Raw genomic sequence first — 14,155 nt, 5'->3', positions numbered from 1 at the left:
CGCAGCCGGCCGGGAGGACGTGGACCTCGCGGACCCCGGCCTGTTCACGTGAGAAGGGCCCGGTCCCGAGAGCTGGGAGAGGGAGCGCCGCCCTTGCCGAGGAACAGCCGGGGCATCCCCGCGGGTGAAGGCGGCCACCTGATCGGATGACAGACCTTCCTGAGGACGCGCGGGCCCGATACAACCATGATCGTGACGATCACCCTCGCCCGCGGGGCTGCCGCCTTCGCCCTGGCCCTCGTTCCCCTCTCCCTTCCCGCCGCCACCCACGCAACGACGGCCGCCCAGTCCGCCCAGCGCCTGGTGCTCACGAACTCGGACAACGGTCTGTCTGTGTCCGCGAGCCCGGGCGACGACGTCGAGATCAGGCTCACCGGCTACACAGCAGACGGACTCACCTGGACTTGGAGCACTCCGGCGTCCAGCGACTCCACGGTGCTCCGCATGACGGCGGGACGCACGGCGCCGAACGGTGACGCATCGGCCACATTCCAAGCAGAAGGCGACGGCACCGCGACCATCACCGCACAAGGACACTGCCGCGCCGACACGGACCGGGCCTGCCCCCTGGTGATCACGCCGTGGAAGGTCACGGTCGACGTGAAGTGACGGGCCTCAGGGCGATCGGACCGGCCTGTCGAAATGCGGAGCCGCCGTCGCGGGACGCCCTGTGTCCCGGAATGGAGGCACGATATGAGTGTGGAGCGTTCGGCCCAGGTGCTCGTACGGACCGGCAGAGCGCCGGGTGTACCTCCCCCCCCCGAAGGGCATCAGCCCACTGGGATCGCGAAGGGAGCGAGGCCATGACCTCTGAGCCCGAACACGTCGCCGTGGTCTTCGAACCGGGCGCCCAGCGCGTCCTGGCCCGCCTCAGCGGCAAGATCGACATGGACGAAGCAGCCGGCCTGCGCCAGGACCTCATCGCGGCCCTGGAAGGCAGCAGCACCGGACTCGACATCGACCTGGCGGCCGTCACCTTCTGCGACAGCTCGGGACTGCATGTCCTGTTGGACGTGGATCAGCTGGCCGTGCAGGCCGGCAAGACGCTCGTTCTGACCGCCTTCAGCCCGCCGGTGGCCCGCCTGCTGCACCTGTCAGGGGCGGAGCAGGTACTCACCGTCCGCGCCCCCGTTCTGTGGGTCGAGCACCGCCGCTACGGGCCGACCGCCCACCTCACCCCCGTGGGCCGGCTCGGCCGGAGCACCGCAGGGGTTCTCGAGGAGGCGGCGGCCGGTCTCGCGGGGGTGGACGTGGTGGCCTGCGACATGCAGAAGCTGATCCTCCTCGACGTGGCCGGCCTGGATGCCCTGCTCGCCTTCGCGCGTCGGTTGGAGGGCCGCGGGATCGCGTTCGTGGCCTACAACTGGCAGCCCCAGCCGCGTGAGCTCCTGGACCAGGCCGATCAGCAGTACCCGCCGGCGGAGCGGCCCGTCCAGCTGCGGCAATGGCTCCGGGACCTCGCCGCCGCCGCCCGCACGGCAGGAGAGGCCAAGGCCGCCGAGGCGCCCCCAGCCGGGCCGGGACCCGGCCGCCCCGGGCCCGGGCGCGCGCCGCTGTACGTCTGAATCCCGCCGCGACGGCCTGGCCCGCCGGCCTGGGGTGCGGCCGGCGAGGGCCGAGACGCGTGCCGAGCGCGGGTCAGGGCCGGGGCGTGAGGACGGCCTGCGGGGTCAGGGCTCGGCGTACGAGGGCGTCGGCGATGTCGGCGGGCCGCTGCCGGTGGACGCGGGCGTAGGCGCGCAGCCGCTGCCCGGCTTCGACGGGCGTGATCTGGGCGGTGGCGGCGAGCATGCCGGTGGCGATGTCCAGGACGCCCTTGGAGGAGAGGGCCGCCTGGGTGCGGGTGACGATGTCGTACGGCCGCAGCGGTTCGCGGCTCCACGTCACCACCGAGGTCGTGGCGGTGCCGGCCAGCGCCTGAAGGAGGCGGCCGTCCTGCGGCGGGATGGGGGTGGGGGTACGGGCCAGGAGGTTGAGGGCGCCGATGGTCTGCTCGCGCAGCCGCAGCGGGTAGCTGTGGGCCGCCTGGAAGCCCGCAGCCCGGGCCAGGGGCGTGAAGACGGGCCACCGGTCGGTCTGGGCCAGGTCGTCGGCATGGACCGGCTCACCGGCGTTGTAGGCGTCGACGCAAGGGCCCTCGTCGGCCTGGGCCTGGAACATCTCGGTGATCTCGACCCGCTCCTCGGTGACGACCGCCGACTGCAGACGGCCGCGGGCGCTGACGAGCATCACACCGGCCGCGTCCATGGCGGTCAGGCTCACGCAGTGGTCGACCAGGCGGCGCAGGAGCGTGAGGGGGTCCACGTCGTCGGCGACGGTATCGGTGAGGCTCACGAATGCCTCGGTGATCGCCTGTTCGCGGTTCATGTGCGTCGTCACCGTCTTCTCTGCTCCGGCCCGCCTGTCCGGGGTGTACCTAGTCATCGAACCTGACCCTTCCGGCCAGCACCTCGCGCGCCGCCTCGGTGACGCTCTGCCCCTGGGTGAAGGCGTGGGCCCGCAGCCGGGCCAGCGCCTGCTGCGGGTTGAGATCGAGGAGCACCATGATCATGCCGATGGCCTGGTGGACTTCCTCGTGGTCGCTCTCGGCCGCCTGGAGCCAGGACGCCTCCTCGCCGGGCGGCTCCTGGGCCTGGAGGGCGAGCAGCGCGGTGGTCACCGCGTCGGCCGCCGGGAAGGCGAAGGAGAGGTCCCGCTCCGAGAGCGGGCCCGGGCGGTCGCGGTAGAGGTCGAGCGTCCCCACGGCCATGCCGGCCGACTGCAGGGGCAGCGAGAACACCGCCCGCACCCCCAGCGCGACGGCCTGCTGTGCGAACACCGGCCAGCGCCGCGCGTCCGCGCCACCGGTCAGATCCGCGGCCAGGACCGGCGCGGTCAGTGCCAGGGCGCTCTGGCAGGGGCCGTCGCCGAGCGTGTACTGGGTCTCGGCCAGCCGTGCCGCCACCGGATCGCTGGACCACCACACCATCTGGGTGTCGGCCTCCCCGCTCAGGGACACCGATGCGCCGGTCACGTCGAGGAGGTCCACGCACGCTCGGCACAGCGCGGCCGGGGTGTCGATGCCCGCCGTGCCGGCCAACGACTCCGCCAGCGCCTGCGACAGCCGTTTGAGGTCTTCGGCACCGAACGGCATACCCGCGTCCTCCGGGAACGCAGAATCCACGCGCACCTCACCTCCCACCTGGCCGCCCCGGTCTTCCATTCTCACCCGGCCGGTACCCGCCGGACATGCCGCGACATCGCCGCGGTCAGGAACAGGGGTGTGCCCGGTGGCGGGCCTGCCGGATACCGGCCGCCTGCTGCGCCAGGGCCCGCCCGGCCACGCCCCGGCGAAGCCGCACCGCCGATGCCGCCTCATCGCCGGATCCGGGCAGGCCGCCCGCCCACCCCATACGCAGCACCGGAACGCCGACGTGGTGGCGCCCCCGACCGGAGCCGGGCACGGGGCCGGGGGCCAGGACGACGACGGTGACGTCGCGCCCGGTCACCCACGCCTCGACCGCGGCCAGAACGCGCGCGGGAGCCGGATCGGGAGCGCGGTCGAGGTCCAGGACGACCGAGGCGGTGCCCGCGCCCAGTCCTGCCAGCGCCCCAGGGAGATCCTCCACAGACCCGGCACTGCCGGAGCGGTCCGCGCTCGCGCACAGCGTCACCACCGCCACGGGTCCGTAGAGGTGCACCTGAACCGTGTAGGACGTCACCGGGCTCCCCCTCACACGGGGTACCGGCCCTGAAAAGACGAAGAGGCAGCCACGGCTGCGCGGAACACATCCTGCCGGGCGGAACGTGTTCATGTCCGGCGATCAAAGCCACCGCAGCACACCTGCCGCTGCCCGTCCGCACACGACGGCGAAGCCTCAAGCGACGGAACCGGAACGGTCCCTCCCCTCCACCATCCCACACCTTCGCCCGGGGGAACCGCGGGGCCGCGTGCGGGCCCGGATTCGCCCCGGAGGGCGGCCCGCTCCTCCAGCGGGTTCCGCCGCCGTCGAACGGTCGAACGGTGTATCGGGTACGGACCGGCCGGTCCCTGGCGGGGTGGGTACGGGACCGGCCGGTCCGGGCTCGGGGCCTGTCAGGCGGGGGCCGTCAGAGCCAGCCGTCCAGTGAGGCCATGAAGCCGTCGAAGTCGTCCCGGTGGACGGTGTGTCCGGCGCCCGCGACCGTGCGTACCTCGAAGCCCCGCTCCCTCAGCAGCGCCGACCGCCCGGCGTCGATCAGGAAGCTCGGGTCCGCGAGCTGGACCAGCGACGGCACGACCGGCGCGGCCGGCAGCAGGTCCGTGCCGGCGAGCGGGCCCAGGCAGTGCGCGGTGGCCTCGTCCCAGAGGGCGAGGGTGGCCAGTTCGACCTCGACGTCGGCCTCCTCCCAGCGCGGGTTCATCAGCCGGACGGACTCCCGGGTGGCCTCCGTCTTGAACCGCGCGAACATCTCCGGACCGAACCCCTCCTGCGGGAGCGCCAGGTGCCAGGCCGGGTCCGAGTACACGGCCCGGGCCGGCGCCAGCCGCTCGACGGCCAGCTGCAGGGTCAGGCCGCCCAGCGAGTGGCCGATGGCCAGCTCCGCGCCCGCGGGCAGGGTCTCGACCACGTCGTCGGCGAACAGCGCCGGGCTGTACTCGCCGCGCCCGCTCCTGCCGTGCCCGCGCAGGTCCACCGCGATGACCCGGTAGCCGCGCTCCGCCAGCGCGGGCCCGACCCGCCGCCAGGTGCGGTGGTCGGCCATGATGCCGTGGACGAGCAGGGCGACGCGGTCGCCTTCGCCCCAGGTGTGGGTGTGCAGTTGCACGGTGGTGCCTCTTTCGGTTGCTGTGGGCTGGGCTGGGGTGGGGTGGGCCGGGGGGAGGGGAGCGGGGAGGGTCAGCGCACCGAGCGGATCGGCTTCACGGCCAGCGCGCCCGCCACCGACAGCACCGCCGCCACCAGGAACAGGGCGGTGTAGCCGCCGCTCACGGACACCACCACCGAGGCGATGAACGGGGCGACGATCTGCGGGCCGGCATTGGCGATGTTGAGCACGCCCATGTCCCGCGCGGCGTCTTCCGCGGCCGGCAGCACCATGGTCACCAGTGCGGTGTCGACGGCCATGTAGCAGCCGAAGCCGAGGCCGTTGACGACCGAGAAGGCCAGCATCGCGGTCCAGCCGGCGGAGAACGCGGGGATCAGCAGCGCCAGCGCGGACAGCAGGGCCGAGGCGCCGACGAACAGCTTGCGCCGGTCGAAGCGGTCGGAGAGGTAGCCGCCGAGGACCGTGGAGACCACCATGGCCAGGCTGTTGAGGGGCATCAGCAGCGCCACCGCCTCCTCGGGCTCCATGCCCTCGGGCAGCACGGTGTGGTCCTGGAGGATGTACAGCTGGTACGCGCTCACCGCGAAGTACCCGAGCACCAGCAGCGCGCGGCCGATGAACGCCCACCGGAAGTCGTGGTCCCGCAGCGCCGCGGTGAACGCGGCGAGCTGGGCCCGTACCGGCATCGGCGCCCGGGCCGGCAGGCGCTCCTCCCGGGTGCAGGCCGTGAACAGGACGGCGGCACCGGCCACGATCGCGCCGAACACCAGGTAGCCGGTGCGGTAGTCGTCCGAGAACGCGGCGCCCAGCAGGGCGCCGATCGTCGAGCCGAACGGCAGGCCGAGCCCCACGGCGGCGGAGGCCTTGCCGCGGGCCGACACCGGCACCCGGTCGGGCACGACGGAGGTGATGGCGGCCTGGTAGACGTTCATCACCGCCTGCCCGAGACACCAGGCGATCGTGATCAGCAGGATGGTGTCGACCAGGCCGAGCAGGAACATCGCGGGGAGGGCGAGCAGACCGCCGCCGAGGATCCAGGGGTTGCGCCGTCCCGAGCGGTCGGACAGCGCGCCCGCGACCGGGTTGAAGACGGTCGCGAAGATGGCGGAGACCCCTCCGATCAGGCCGAAGTTGGCCACCTTGTGCGCCGGGTCGATCTCTGCGACCTGGAGCGCGAGCAGGACGCCCGCGACGCCGATGTACAGGGCGTACATCGCGGTGTTGCCGACCAGGAGCAGGGGGAGCAGCCCGCGTGCGGGGCGGGACGGGGCGGCGGTGGCCTCGGACGTGCCGGTGCCGGGGGAGGAAAGGGCCACGGTGCCCTCCAGGGCAGGGGGAGTGTGCGGATGAGGGGCGTGCCGCTGCCGGGTCATGGGTGACATTGCAATGGCACGGGTGACGCGTGGTGCGAGGGCGGGGATGGGCCACGGTCCACGGGATGGTTACACGTGTCACTGACTCGTGTAACCACTGTGTAGCATTCGTTTCCGGCCATCCGCTAGACCCCGGACCCCACCGGTCTGGAAAGATGCCAGCGCAATGTCACAGTCATCGAAGCCGCAGCCGGCCGGCGCCGCCGCCCCCTCCGTACCGACCAGCGCCGACGTCGCCCGCCTGGCCGGTGTCTCCCGCGCCACCGTCTCGTACGTGCTCAACAACGCCGAAGCGGTCCGGATCAGCGAACCGACCCGCCGCAAGGTCCGCGAGGCCGCCGAGGAACTCGGTTACGTCCCGCACGCCGCCGCCCGCAGCCTGCGCGCCGGACACACCCGGATCGTCCTGCTGCCCACCTCGCACATCCCCATCGGCCCGCTCTACAGCCGCTTCCTCAACGAACTCCAGTGGGCACTGCGCCGCCTCGACTACACCGTCGTGCAGTACGGCAGCCTCGGCCTCAGCGGCGACCAGGCCGCCCGCGCCTGGGCGGAGCTGCGCCCCGTCGCCGTGATCTCCCTCGGCGAGATCACCCTCTCCCCGCGCAACGTCGCCACCCTCAAGCGCGCGGGCGCCCGCGCCGTCATCACCCTCGGCCCCCGCACCGTCGCCGGAGCTCACGCCCTCCTCATGGACCAGACCGAGGTCGGCGCCCGGGCCGCCGCCCACCTCGCCGAGCGCGGCCGCCGCCGGATGGGCGTCGTCGTCCCCGAGGAGGAGGGCCTGGAACTCTTCTCCGCCCCCCGCCTCGAAGGTGCCCGCACCGTCGCCGCCGCCACCGGCGTGCACGTCGAACCGCTTCCCATGAACTACACCGAGGTCTCCGCCGAACGCTTGGCCGCCCGCTGGCCCGCGCTCGGCCTCGACGCCGTCTTCGCCTACAACGACGAGTACGCCATGCTCCTCATGCGCGCCCTCCAGGACGCCGGCCTCCGCGTCCCCGAGGACGTGGCCGTCGTCGGCGCGGACGACCTCCTCATCGGCCGGCTGCTGCGCCCCCGGCTGAGCACCGTCCAGCTGGAGATGCCCACCGGCGACAGCCTCGCCGAACTGGTCGACCGGGTGGTCCGCGAACCCGCCGAGCCCCAGGAGCACCACGACCTGATGGCCGCCCGGCTGGTCCACCGCGAATCCAGCTGACCCGGCCGGCGCCCGGCCGCCACCCGGCGGCGCCGCGGCCGTCCGCCCCGCCCCGCAGCCACCCGCCCCGCAGCCACCCGCCCCGCAGCCACCCGCCCCGCATCCCGCTGCCCGCAGCCGGCGAGCCGCCCGTCCCGCCGCGGGCGCTGTTCATGCAGGTCAGCGGTGGTCACCGTTGACACGCGGCGGTGTCGGGCGGAGACTGCGGGCGCGTTGATCAGACGCGCCCCCGCGCAGCGGCACCCCCGCACGCGCCCCGCAGTCCCCGCACGGACCGGCCCAGGAGAGACCCCGATGAGCATCCGCGACGTGTACATCGTCGACGCCGTCCGCACCCCGATCGGCAAGTTCGGCGGTGCGCTGGCCGGGGTCCGCCCGGACGACCTGGCCGCCCACGTCGTACGCGCTCTGGTGGACCGTACGCCCGACCTCGACCCCGCCCGGATCGACGACGTCGTCTTCGGCGACGCCAACGGCGCCGGCGAGGACAACCGCGACGTGGCCCGCATGGCCGTGCTCCTCGCCGGCCTGCCCGTGTCCGTCCCCGGCGTCACCGTGAACCGCCTCTGCGGCTCCGGCATGGAGGCCGTCGTCCAGGCCGCCCGCGCCATCGCCCTCGGCGACGCCTCCGTGGCCGTCGCGGGCGGCGTGGAGTCGATGACCCGCGCCCCCTGGGTGGTGCAGAAGCCCGAGCGGTCCTTCCCCGCCGGCCACCAGCAGATGTGGTCCACCACCCTCGGCTGGCGGATGACCAACCCCCGGATGCCCGAGGAGTGGACCGTCTCCCTCGGCGAGGGCGCCGAACTCGTCGCCGACAAGCACGGCATCACCCGCGAGGCCCAGGACGCCTTCGCGCTCGGGAGCCACCGCAAGGCGGCCGCCGCCTGGTCCGCGGGCCTGTACGACGGCGAGGTCGTCCCGTACCCGGGCGTCGAGCTGGTGCGCGACGAGTGCATCCGGGAGGGTTCGACCCCCGAGGCCCTGGCCCGGCTCAAGCCCGCGTTCCGCCCGGACGGCACCGTGACGGCCGGCAACGCCTCCCCGCTCAACGACGGCGCCGCCGCCCTGCTCCTGACCGACGAGGAGGGGCTGCGGGCCACCGGACGCGAGCCGCTCGCCCGCATCCGCACCTCCGCCGTCACCGGCATCGAGCCGCACCTGTTCGGGCTCGGCCCGGTGGACGCCGTCCAGCGCGCCCTCGCCAAGGCCGGCCGCGGCTTCGGCGACCTGACCACCTTCGAACTGAACGAGGCCTTCGCCGCCCAGGCCCTGGGCTGCCTGGCCGAGTGGCCCGAACTCGACCCCGCCCTGGTCAACCCGCGCGGCGGCGCCATCGCCATCGGCCACCCCCTCGGCGCCTCCGGCGCCCGGCTCGCGGGATCCGTCGCCCACCAGCTCGCGGCGGCCGGCTCCGGCACCGGCCTCGCGGCCCTGTGCATCGGCGTCGGCCAGGGCATCGCGCTGGTCCTGGAACGCTGACCGGCGGGCGGTCGGCCGGCGAACGTTTCCGGTCACCAACTGCCTGATAACCGGCCTGATATGGGGACCGGCCGTGGCTAGCATGACGCGTGCCCGCTGCCCGGCCGGGCCCCCGCCGCCCGGGCGCCCACCCCCGAAAGGCGCCGTCATGCCGCTGCTCGACCCCGCCACCTGGCAGTCCGCCGCTCCGCTCACGGGCGGCACCGCCCCGGTCGTCGAGCCCGCCACCGGCGACACCCTCGCCACCGTTGAACTCGCCGGCCCCGCCGACGTGTCCGCCGCGGCGGCCCGGGCCGCCGCCGCGCAGCGCGCGTGGGGCCGTGCCCCGTACACCGAGCGGGCGGCCGTGCTGCGCCGGGCCGGTGACCTGCTCACCGAGCACGCGGCGGAGCTGCGCACCTGGATCGTGCGGGAGACCGGCTCCATACCGGGCAAGGCCGACTTCGAGCTGGGCACCGCAGCCCAGGAGTGCTACGAGGCGGCCGCCCTGGCCTCCCGCCCCGGCGGCCAGGTGCTGCCGTCCGCCGAGCCCCGGCTCTCGTACACGCGGCGCGTGCCGACCGGGGTGGTCGGGGTGATCGCGCCGTTCAACGTGCCGCTCGTGCTGGCCGTGCGCTCGGTGGCGCCGGCGCTGGCGCTGGGCAACGCGGTGCTGCTCAAGCCGGACGCGCGGACCGCCGTCTCCGGCGGCCTGGCCCTGGCGGCCGTGCTCGCCGCCGCCGGGCTGCCCGAGGGGCTGCTGCACGTGCTGCCCGGCGGGCGGGACACCGGGGCGGCGCTGGTGGCCGAACCCCGGGTGCGGGTGGTGTCGTTCACCGGCTCCACCGAGTCCGGGCGCGCGGTCGGCGCGGCCGCCGGACGTGAACTCAAGCGGGCCCACCTGGAGTTGGGCGGCAACTCCGCCCTCGTCGTGCTGGCGGACGCGGACGTCGAGGCCGCCGTGGGCCAGGCGGCCTGGGGCTCCTTCTTCCACCAGGGCCAGATCTGCATGACCGCGGGCCGCCACCTGGTCCACGAGTCGCTGTACGCGGAGTACGTCGAGCGGCTCGCCGAGCGCGCCGAGTCGCTGGCCGTCGGCGACCCGTACCGCGAGCAGGTCCACCTCGGGCCGCTGATCGACCGCGGTCAGCTCGACCGGGTGCACGCGCTGGTCGAGGCGAGCGCCGCCCAGGGCGCCAAGCTGGTCGCGGGCGGCACGTACCGGGGGCTGTTCTACCGGCCGACCGTGCTGGCGGGCGTCACCGACGACACCCCCGCCTACCGGGAGGAGGTGTTCGGGCCGGTCGCACCCGTACGCTCCTTCGCGACCCTGGACGAGGCGGCGGAGCTGGCCGCGGCGGGCCCGTACGGGCTGTCCCTGGGCATCGTCACACGTGACATTGCCCTCGGCCTGGAGCTGGCCGACCGCATCCCCACCGGCATCGCCCACGTCAACGACCAGACGGTGAACGACGAGGCCGTCGCGCCCTTCGGCGGCGTCGGCGCCTCCGGCACCGGGGCACGCTTCGGCGGCGAGGCCAACCTGGACGCCTTCACGGAACTGCGCTGGACCACGGTGAGGCGCGAGCCGGCCGGGTACCCGTTCTAAGGGGACCTCCGTACGGGGCGTGCCGGGCGACCCCCGGCCCGAAGCGGAATACCCGGCACCCGGCAGCGGTTGACGGGGACGCCTGAGCAGGGCCTCGGAACGGGGCCCGCGGTTGACGAAAGCAGGGACGACGCGATGGCCACCGTAGAGCTGACCAAGGACAACTTCGACCAGGTCGTGAGTGAGAACGACTTCGTCCTGATCGATTTCTGGGCGTCCTGGTGCGGCCCGTGCCGACAGTTCGCCCCCGTTTACGAGCGGGCCTCCGACACCCACTCCGACCTGCTCTTCGGCAAGGTCGACACCGAGGCCCAGCAGGAGCTGGCCGCGGCCTTCGGGATCTCCTCCATCCCCACCCTCATGATCGTCCGGGACCGCGTGGCGATCTTCGCCCAGCCCGGCGCGCTCCCCGAGGCGGCCCTGGAGGACGTGATCGGCCAGGCCCGCGCCCTGGACATGGACGAGGTCCGCAAGAAGATCGAGGCGGAGCAGGCGGGCGCGGGCGGCAGCACCACCGAGGCCTGACCCCCGGCAGCACCACCGAGGCCTGACCCCCGGCAGCCTGTTCCCGGCACGCCGGGCCTGACCCGCCGCACCACCGGGGCCCGGGCCCGCGCGAGCCCCGGCCGGATCCCGCCCCGCGGCCCCGGCGGCGCGTTGTGCCCTCCCCCGCCGGCGCCGGCCGCCAGACTGACCGTATGACCGAAGCTGTGGAGTACGACGTCGTGGTGCTCGGCGGGGGACCGGCCGGCGAGAACGTGGTGGACCGGACCCGCGCCGCCGGGCTCAGCACCGCACTGGTGGAAGCGGAACTGCTCGGGGGCGAGTGCTCGTACTGGGCGTGCGTCCCCAGCAAGGCGCTGCTGCGCCCCGCCCTGGCGCGGGCGGACGCGCGCCGGGTGCCGGCGCTGCGGGACGCGGTCGCGGGACCCCTCGACGCGGCGGCCGCGCTGGCCCACCGCGACTACTGGACCGGCCACTGGAAGGACGACGGCCAGGTCGACTGGCTCGACTCCATCGGCGCCCACGTCTACCGCGGCCACGGCCGCCTCCACGGCACCAGGAAGGTCGCCGTCACCAGCCCGGAGGGCGAGCACCACGTGCTCTCCGCCCGGCACGCGGTGGTCGTCGCCACCGGCAGCCGCGCCCGCCTCCCCGACCTGCCGGGCCTGACCGGGGCGCGCCCGTGGACCGGGCGCGAGGCGACCTCCTCCCCGCACGTGCCGGGGCGCCTGACGGTCGTCGGCGGCTCGGTGGTGGCCGTCGAGATGGCCACCGCCTGGCAGGCGCTGGGTTCGGCGGTCACGGTGCTCGCCCGCGGTGCCGGGCTGCTGCCCCGGATGGAGTCCTTCGCGGGCGACCTGGTGGCGGAAGGCCTGCGCGAGGCGGGCGTGGTGGTCCGGACCGGCACCACGGTCGAGGCGGTGGTGCGCGACGGCAGCAGCGGCCCGGTCACCGTGGTCCTGGCGGGCGGCGAGACGGTCGAGTCGGACGAACTCCTCTTCGCGACCGGGCGCACCCCGCGCACCGAGGACATCGGGCTGGAGACGGTGGGCCTGACGCCCGGCGACTGGCTGCCCGTGGACGACGGCTGCCGGGTGCCGGGCCACGACTGGCTCTACGCGGTCGGGGACGTGAACCACCGGGCCCTGATGACCCATCAGGGCAAGTACCAGGCCCGGATCGCTGGCGGGGCCATCGCGGCCAGGGCGGCCGGGGCTCCGGTCCTGGAGACCGGCCGCTGGGGCGCGCACACGGCCACCGCGGACACCGCGGCGCTGCCGCAGGTGGTGTTCACCGACCCCGAGGTGGCCTCGGTGGGCCTGACGCTCGCGGCGGCCGAGCAGGCCGGGCGCCGGGTGCGGGCGGTCGACTACGACCTCGGCAAGGTCTCCGGCGCCGGGCTGTACGCCGACGGCTACCGCGGGCAGGCCCGGATGGTCGTGGACCTGGACCGCGAGACGGTGCTCGGCGCGACCTTCGTGGGGCCCGGCGCCGGCGAGCTGCTGCACGCCGCGACGATCGCGGTCGCGGGCGAGGTCCCGCTGTCCCGCCTCTGGCACGCGGTCCCGGCCTTCCCCACCGTCAGCGAGGTCTGGCTCCGCCTCCTGGAGACCTACCGCGGCTGACACGTCCGGCCGGGCGCACCGTGGCGGCGCGGCGGCGCGTCGGCCCGGCCCGGGCGCGGCGGGTCCCCAGGATGGAATGCCGCGAACAGCCGGGAGGCGCCGTGCAGATCACCGAGGGAACCGTGCCCCTCCGGAGCCACCGCACCCGGTACCGGATCGCCGGGCCCTGGCCGGCCCCGGACCGGCCGCCGCTGCTGGTGCTGCACGGCGGCCCCGGCGTACCGCACGGCCACCTGTGGGATCTGGTCGGCGCCGAGTGGAACCTCACCGGCAGCCTGAAGGACTGGGACGTCACCGCCCGGCTCCCGGAGCTGCACCTGCCCGTCCTGATCACCACGGGACGGTACGACGAGGTCACCCCGGAAGCCGTGCGGCCGCTGGCCGAGGGGATCCCCGGCGCCCGTTGGGAGGTGTTCGAGCACAGCGCCCACCTCGCGACGGCCGAGGAGCCCGAGCGCTACCGCGCCGTGCTCGACGCCTTCCTGACGGAGGCCGAGGCGGCCGGCTGACGCCGGAGCTCCCGCGGCCGGCGCGGGTGGGGCGGGGTCAGTCGAGGTGGTAGCTGTCCCCGTAGACCTTCCAGTCCAGCGGGGTGCGCAGTTCGAGGTTGCGCTTGCGGAGGAAGACGCGCTGGGCGGTGTCCACGCGGCTGGTGTCGCTGTGGGCCTCCTCCTGCCGCATGGCCCAGACGCGGGCGTCGAGGAACGCGCCGATCCAGGTCACCTCGTCGCCGCCCTGGGCCGGCGGCTTGGCCGAACGCAGCGCCCGCTTGCGGATGTTGCGGAAGCTGGTGGAGTCCGTACCGTCGCCGTGCATCACGATGGCGTCGTAGTACGTGAACTGGCCCAGCACGCCGACGCCGTCGGATTTGCCCTGCCGTACGGCCGGGTTGAAGTAGACGCGGTCGCGCTCGTCGTCCTGGGCCTTGCGGAAGACGGAGTCCTGGGCCGCGGTGCGCCAGTCGCGCGTGAAGTTCGGGTCCAGGCCGTCGTGGGAGTCGGAGCCGTCGACCTCGCGCAGAGCGGGGAGGTAGCGGGACAGGACGTTGCCGGGCTTGCGGCGGTCGTACAGCTCGACCAGGTCCAGCATGTCCCCGGTGCCGGAACAGAAGCCGATGATGCCCGCCGTGTAGCCGCGGCCGTCGTCGATGTCCTCGATGTACTTGTACTGGGCCTTCCAGTCGAGCGAGGAGTTCTCGGCGCTGGAGACCAGCTTCATGGCGATCTCCTTCTTCGCCGGGTCGTCGAGGCCGAGCGCGGCGGCCTGCGGGGTGCTCGTGCCGGCGGCCAGGGCGGTGGCCGGTACGGCGAGGGCGGCGGCGCCCAGGAGGGCTCCGGTGAGCAGGGTCCGACGTGAGGGGTTCGGGCGCCGGTGGGGGGCTGTCACGGTACCTCCAGTGATTGACAGTAAACTTTCCTGTCAGTCTGCTGGGGGTGGCGTGCTCGCGTCAATGGGGCGGCTGGGACGGGCTGTTGGGCGCGGGGGGGGGGGGGGGGGGCCGCGCCCCGGCGGGGGGGGCGGGGGGCGGCCCCCCCCCCCCCGCCCCGCCCGCGCCCCCGCCCCCCCCCACCCCGGGGGGGGGGGCGGGCGCCCCCCC

14 protein-coding genes are annotated in these 14,155 nt (G+C 74.5%); 8 read left to right on the top strand and 6 right to left on the bottom strand.

The features are described 5' to 3' along the window. Positions 1 to 192 precede the first annotated feature (192 nt). Together ACIQUQ_RS19065 and ACIQUQ_RS19060 are read left to right on the top strand one after the other, a co-directional pair. Positions 193 to 609 (top strand): hypothetical protein, encoded by a 417-nt coding sequence (locus tag ACIQUQ_RS19065; protein WP_403977109.1) that lies wholly within the window; start codon positions 193 to 195, stop codon positions 607 to 609. Between the two features lie 194 nt (positions 610 to 803). Continuing rightward, on the top strand, positions 804 to 1,565 hold the full coding sequence (locus tag ACIQUQ_RS19060; RefSeq protein WP_403977107.1) for an STAS domain-containing protein: 762 nt from the start codon (positions 804 to 806) through the stop codon (positions 1,563 to 1,565). A 73-nt stretch (positions 1,566 to 1,638) separates the two neighbouring features. Here ACIQUQ_RS19060 and ACIQUQ_RS19055 read toward each other — a convergent pair whose 3' ends face one another. From ACIQUQ_RS19055 to ACIQUQ_RS19035, 5 genes are all read right to left on the bottom strand, one after another. After that, positions 1,639 to 2,424 (bottom strand): GAF and ANTAR domain-containing protein, encoded by a 786-nt coding sequence (locus tag ACIQUQ_RS19055; RefSeq protein ID WP_403977105.1) that lies wholly within the window; start codon positions 2,422 to 2,424, stop codon positions 1,639 to 1,641. Then, on the bottom strand, positions 2,417 to 3,163 hold the full coding sequence (locus tag ACIQUQ_RS19050; RefSeq protein ID WP_403977103.1) for a GAF and ANTAR domain-containing protein: 747 nt from the start codon (positions 3,161 to 3,163) through the stop codon (positions 2,417 to 2,419). The genes ACIQUQ_RS19055 and ACIQUQ_RS19050 overlap by 8 nt, the downstream gene beginning before the upstream one ends. Positions 3,164 to 3,248: 85 nt before the next feature. Beyond that, entirely contained in the window at positions 3,249 to 3,701 is a 453-nt protein-coding gene (locus ACIQUQ_RS19045) for a hypothetical protein (protein ID WP_403977101.1), read from the bottom strand. 388 nt (positions 3,702 to 4,089) lie between these two features. Continuing rightward, positions 4,090 to 4,788, bottom strand: a complete 699-nt coding sequence (locus ACIQUQ_RS19040) for an alpha/beta fold hydrolase (protein WP_403977099.1) — start codon at positions 4,786 to 4,788, stop codon at positions 4,090 to 4,092. Positions 4,789 to 4,859: 71 nt separating this feature from the next. Next, entirely contained in the window at positions 4,860 to 6,104 is a 1,245-nt protein-coding gene (locus ACIQUQ_RS19035; RefSeq protein ID WP_403977097.1) for an MFS transporter, read from the bottom strand. A 223-nt stretch (positions 6,105 to 6,327) separates the two neighbouring features. On the opposite strand from ACIQUQ_RS19035, the gene ACIQUQ_RS19030 reads away from it, so the two are divergent. From ACIQUQ_RS19030 to ACIQUQ_RS19005, 6 genes are all read left to right on the top strand, one after another. Further along, positions 6,328 to 7,362: a LacI family DNA-binding transcriptional regulator gene (locus tag ACIQUQ_RS19030; RefSeq protein ID WP_403977095.1), complete on the top strand. Its 1,035-nt coding sequence runs from the start codon at positions 6,328 to 6,330 to the stop codon at positions 7,360 to 7,362. Positions 7,363 to 7,656: 294 nt separating this feature from the next. After that, on the top strand, positions 7,657 to 8,841 hold the full coding sequence (locus tag ACIQUQ_RS19025; protein WP_403977093.1) for a thiolase family protein: 1,185 nt from the start codon (positions 7,657 to 7,659) through the stop codon (positions 8,839 to 8,841). A 148-nt stretch (positions 8,842 to 8,989) separates the two neighbouring features. After that, positions 8,990 to 10,429 (top strand): aldehyde dehydrogenase family protein, encoded by a 1,440-nt coding sequence (locus ACIQUQ_RS19020; protein WP_403977091.1) that lies wholly within the window; start codon positions 8,990 to 8,992, stop codon positions 10,427 to 10,429. A 135-nt stretch (positions 10,430 to 10,564) separates the two neighbouring features. Continuing rightward, complete coding sequence (gene trxA / locus ACIQUQ_RS19015) at positions 10,565 to 10,954, top strand: thioredoxin (RefSeq protein ID WP_403977089.1); 390 nt, start codon at positions 10,565 to 10,567, stop codon at positions 10,952 to 10,954. A gap of 173 nt (positions 10,955 to 11,127) precedes the next feature. Further along, positions 11,128 to 12,558 carry a dihydrolipoyl dehydrogenase family protein gene (locus tag ACIQUQ_RS19010; protein ID WP_403977087.1) on the top strand — a complete coding sequence of 477 codons (1,431 nt, stop codon included), beginning with the start codon at positions 11,128 to 11,130 and terminating at the stop codon, positions 12,556 to 12,558. Between the two features lie 101 nt (positions 12,559 to 12,659). Further along, entirely contained in the window at positions 12,660 to 13,067 is a 408-nt protein-coding gene (locus ACIQUQ_RS19005; RefSeq protein WP_403977085.1) for an alpha/beta fold hydrolase, read from the top strand. 37 nt (positions 13,068 to 13,104) lie between these two features. Here ACIQUQ_RS19005 and ACIQUQ_RS19000 read toward each other — a convergent pair whose 3' ends face one another. Further along, positions 13,105 to 13,944, bottom strand: a complete 840-nt coding sequence (locus ACIQUQ_RS19000) for a chitosanase (protein ID WP_403977083.1) — start codon at positions 13,942 to 13,944, stop codon at positions 13,105 to 13,107. Between the last annotated feature and the right edge of the window lie 211 nt (positions 13,945 to 14,155).

The sequence above is a fragment of the Streptomyces sp. NPDC101118 genome (genome assembly GCF_044759445.1).
GTDB lineage: Bacteria > Actinomycetota > Actinomycetes > Streptomycetales > Streptomycetaceae > Streptomyces.
This window is presented reverse-complemented; position numbering and strand designations above follow the sequence as displayed.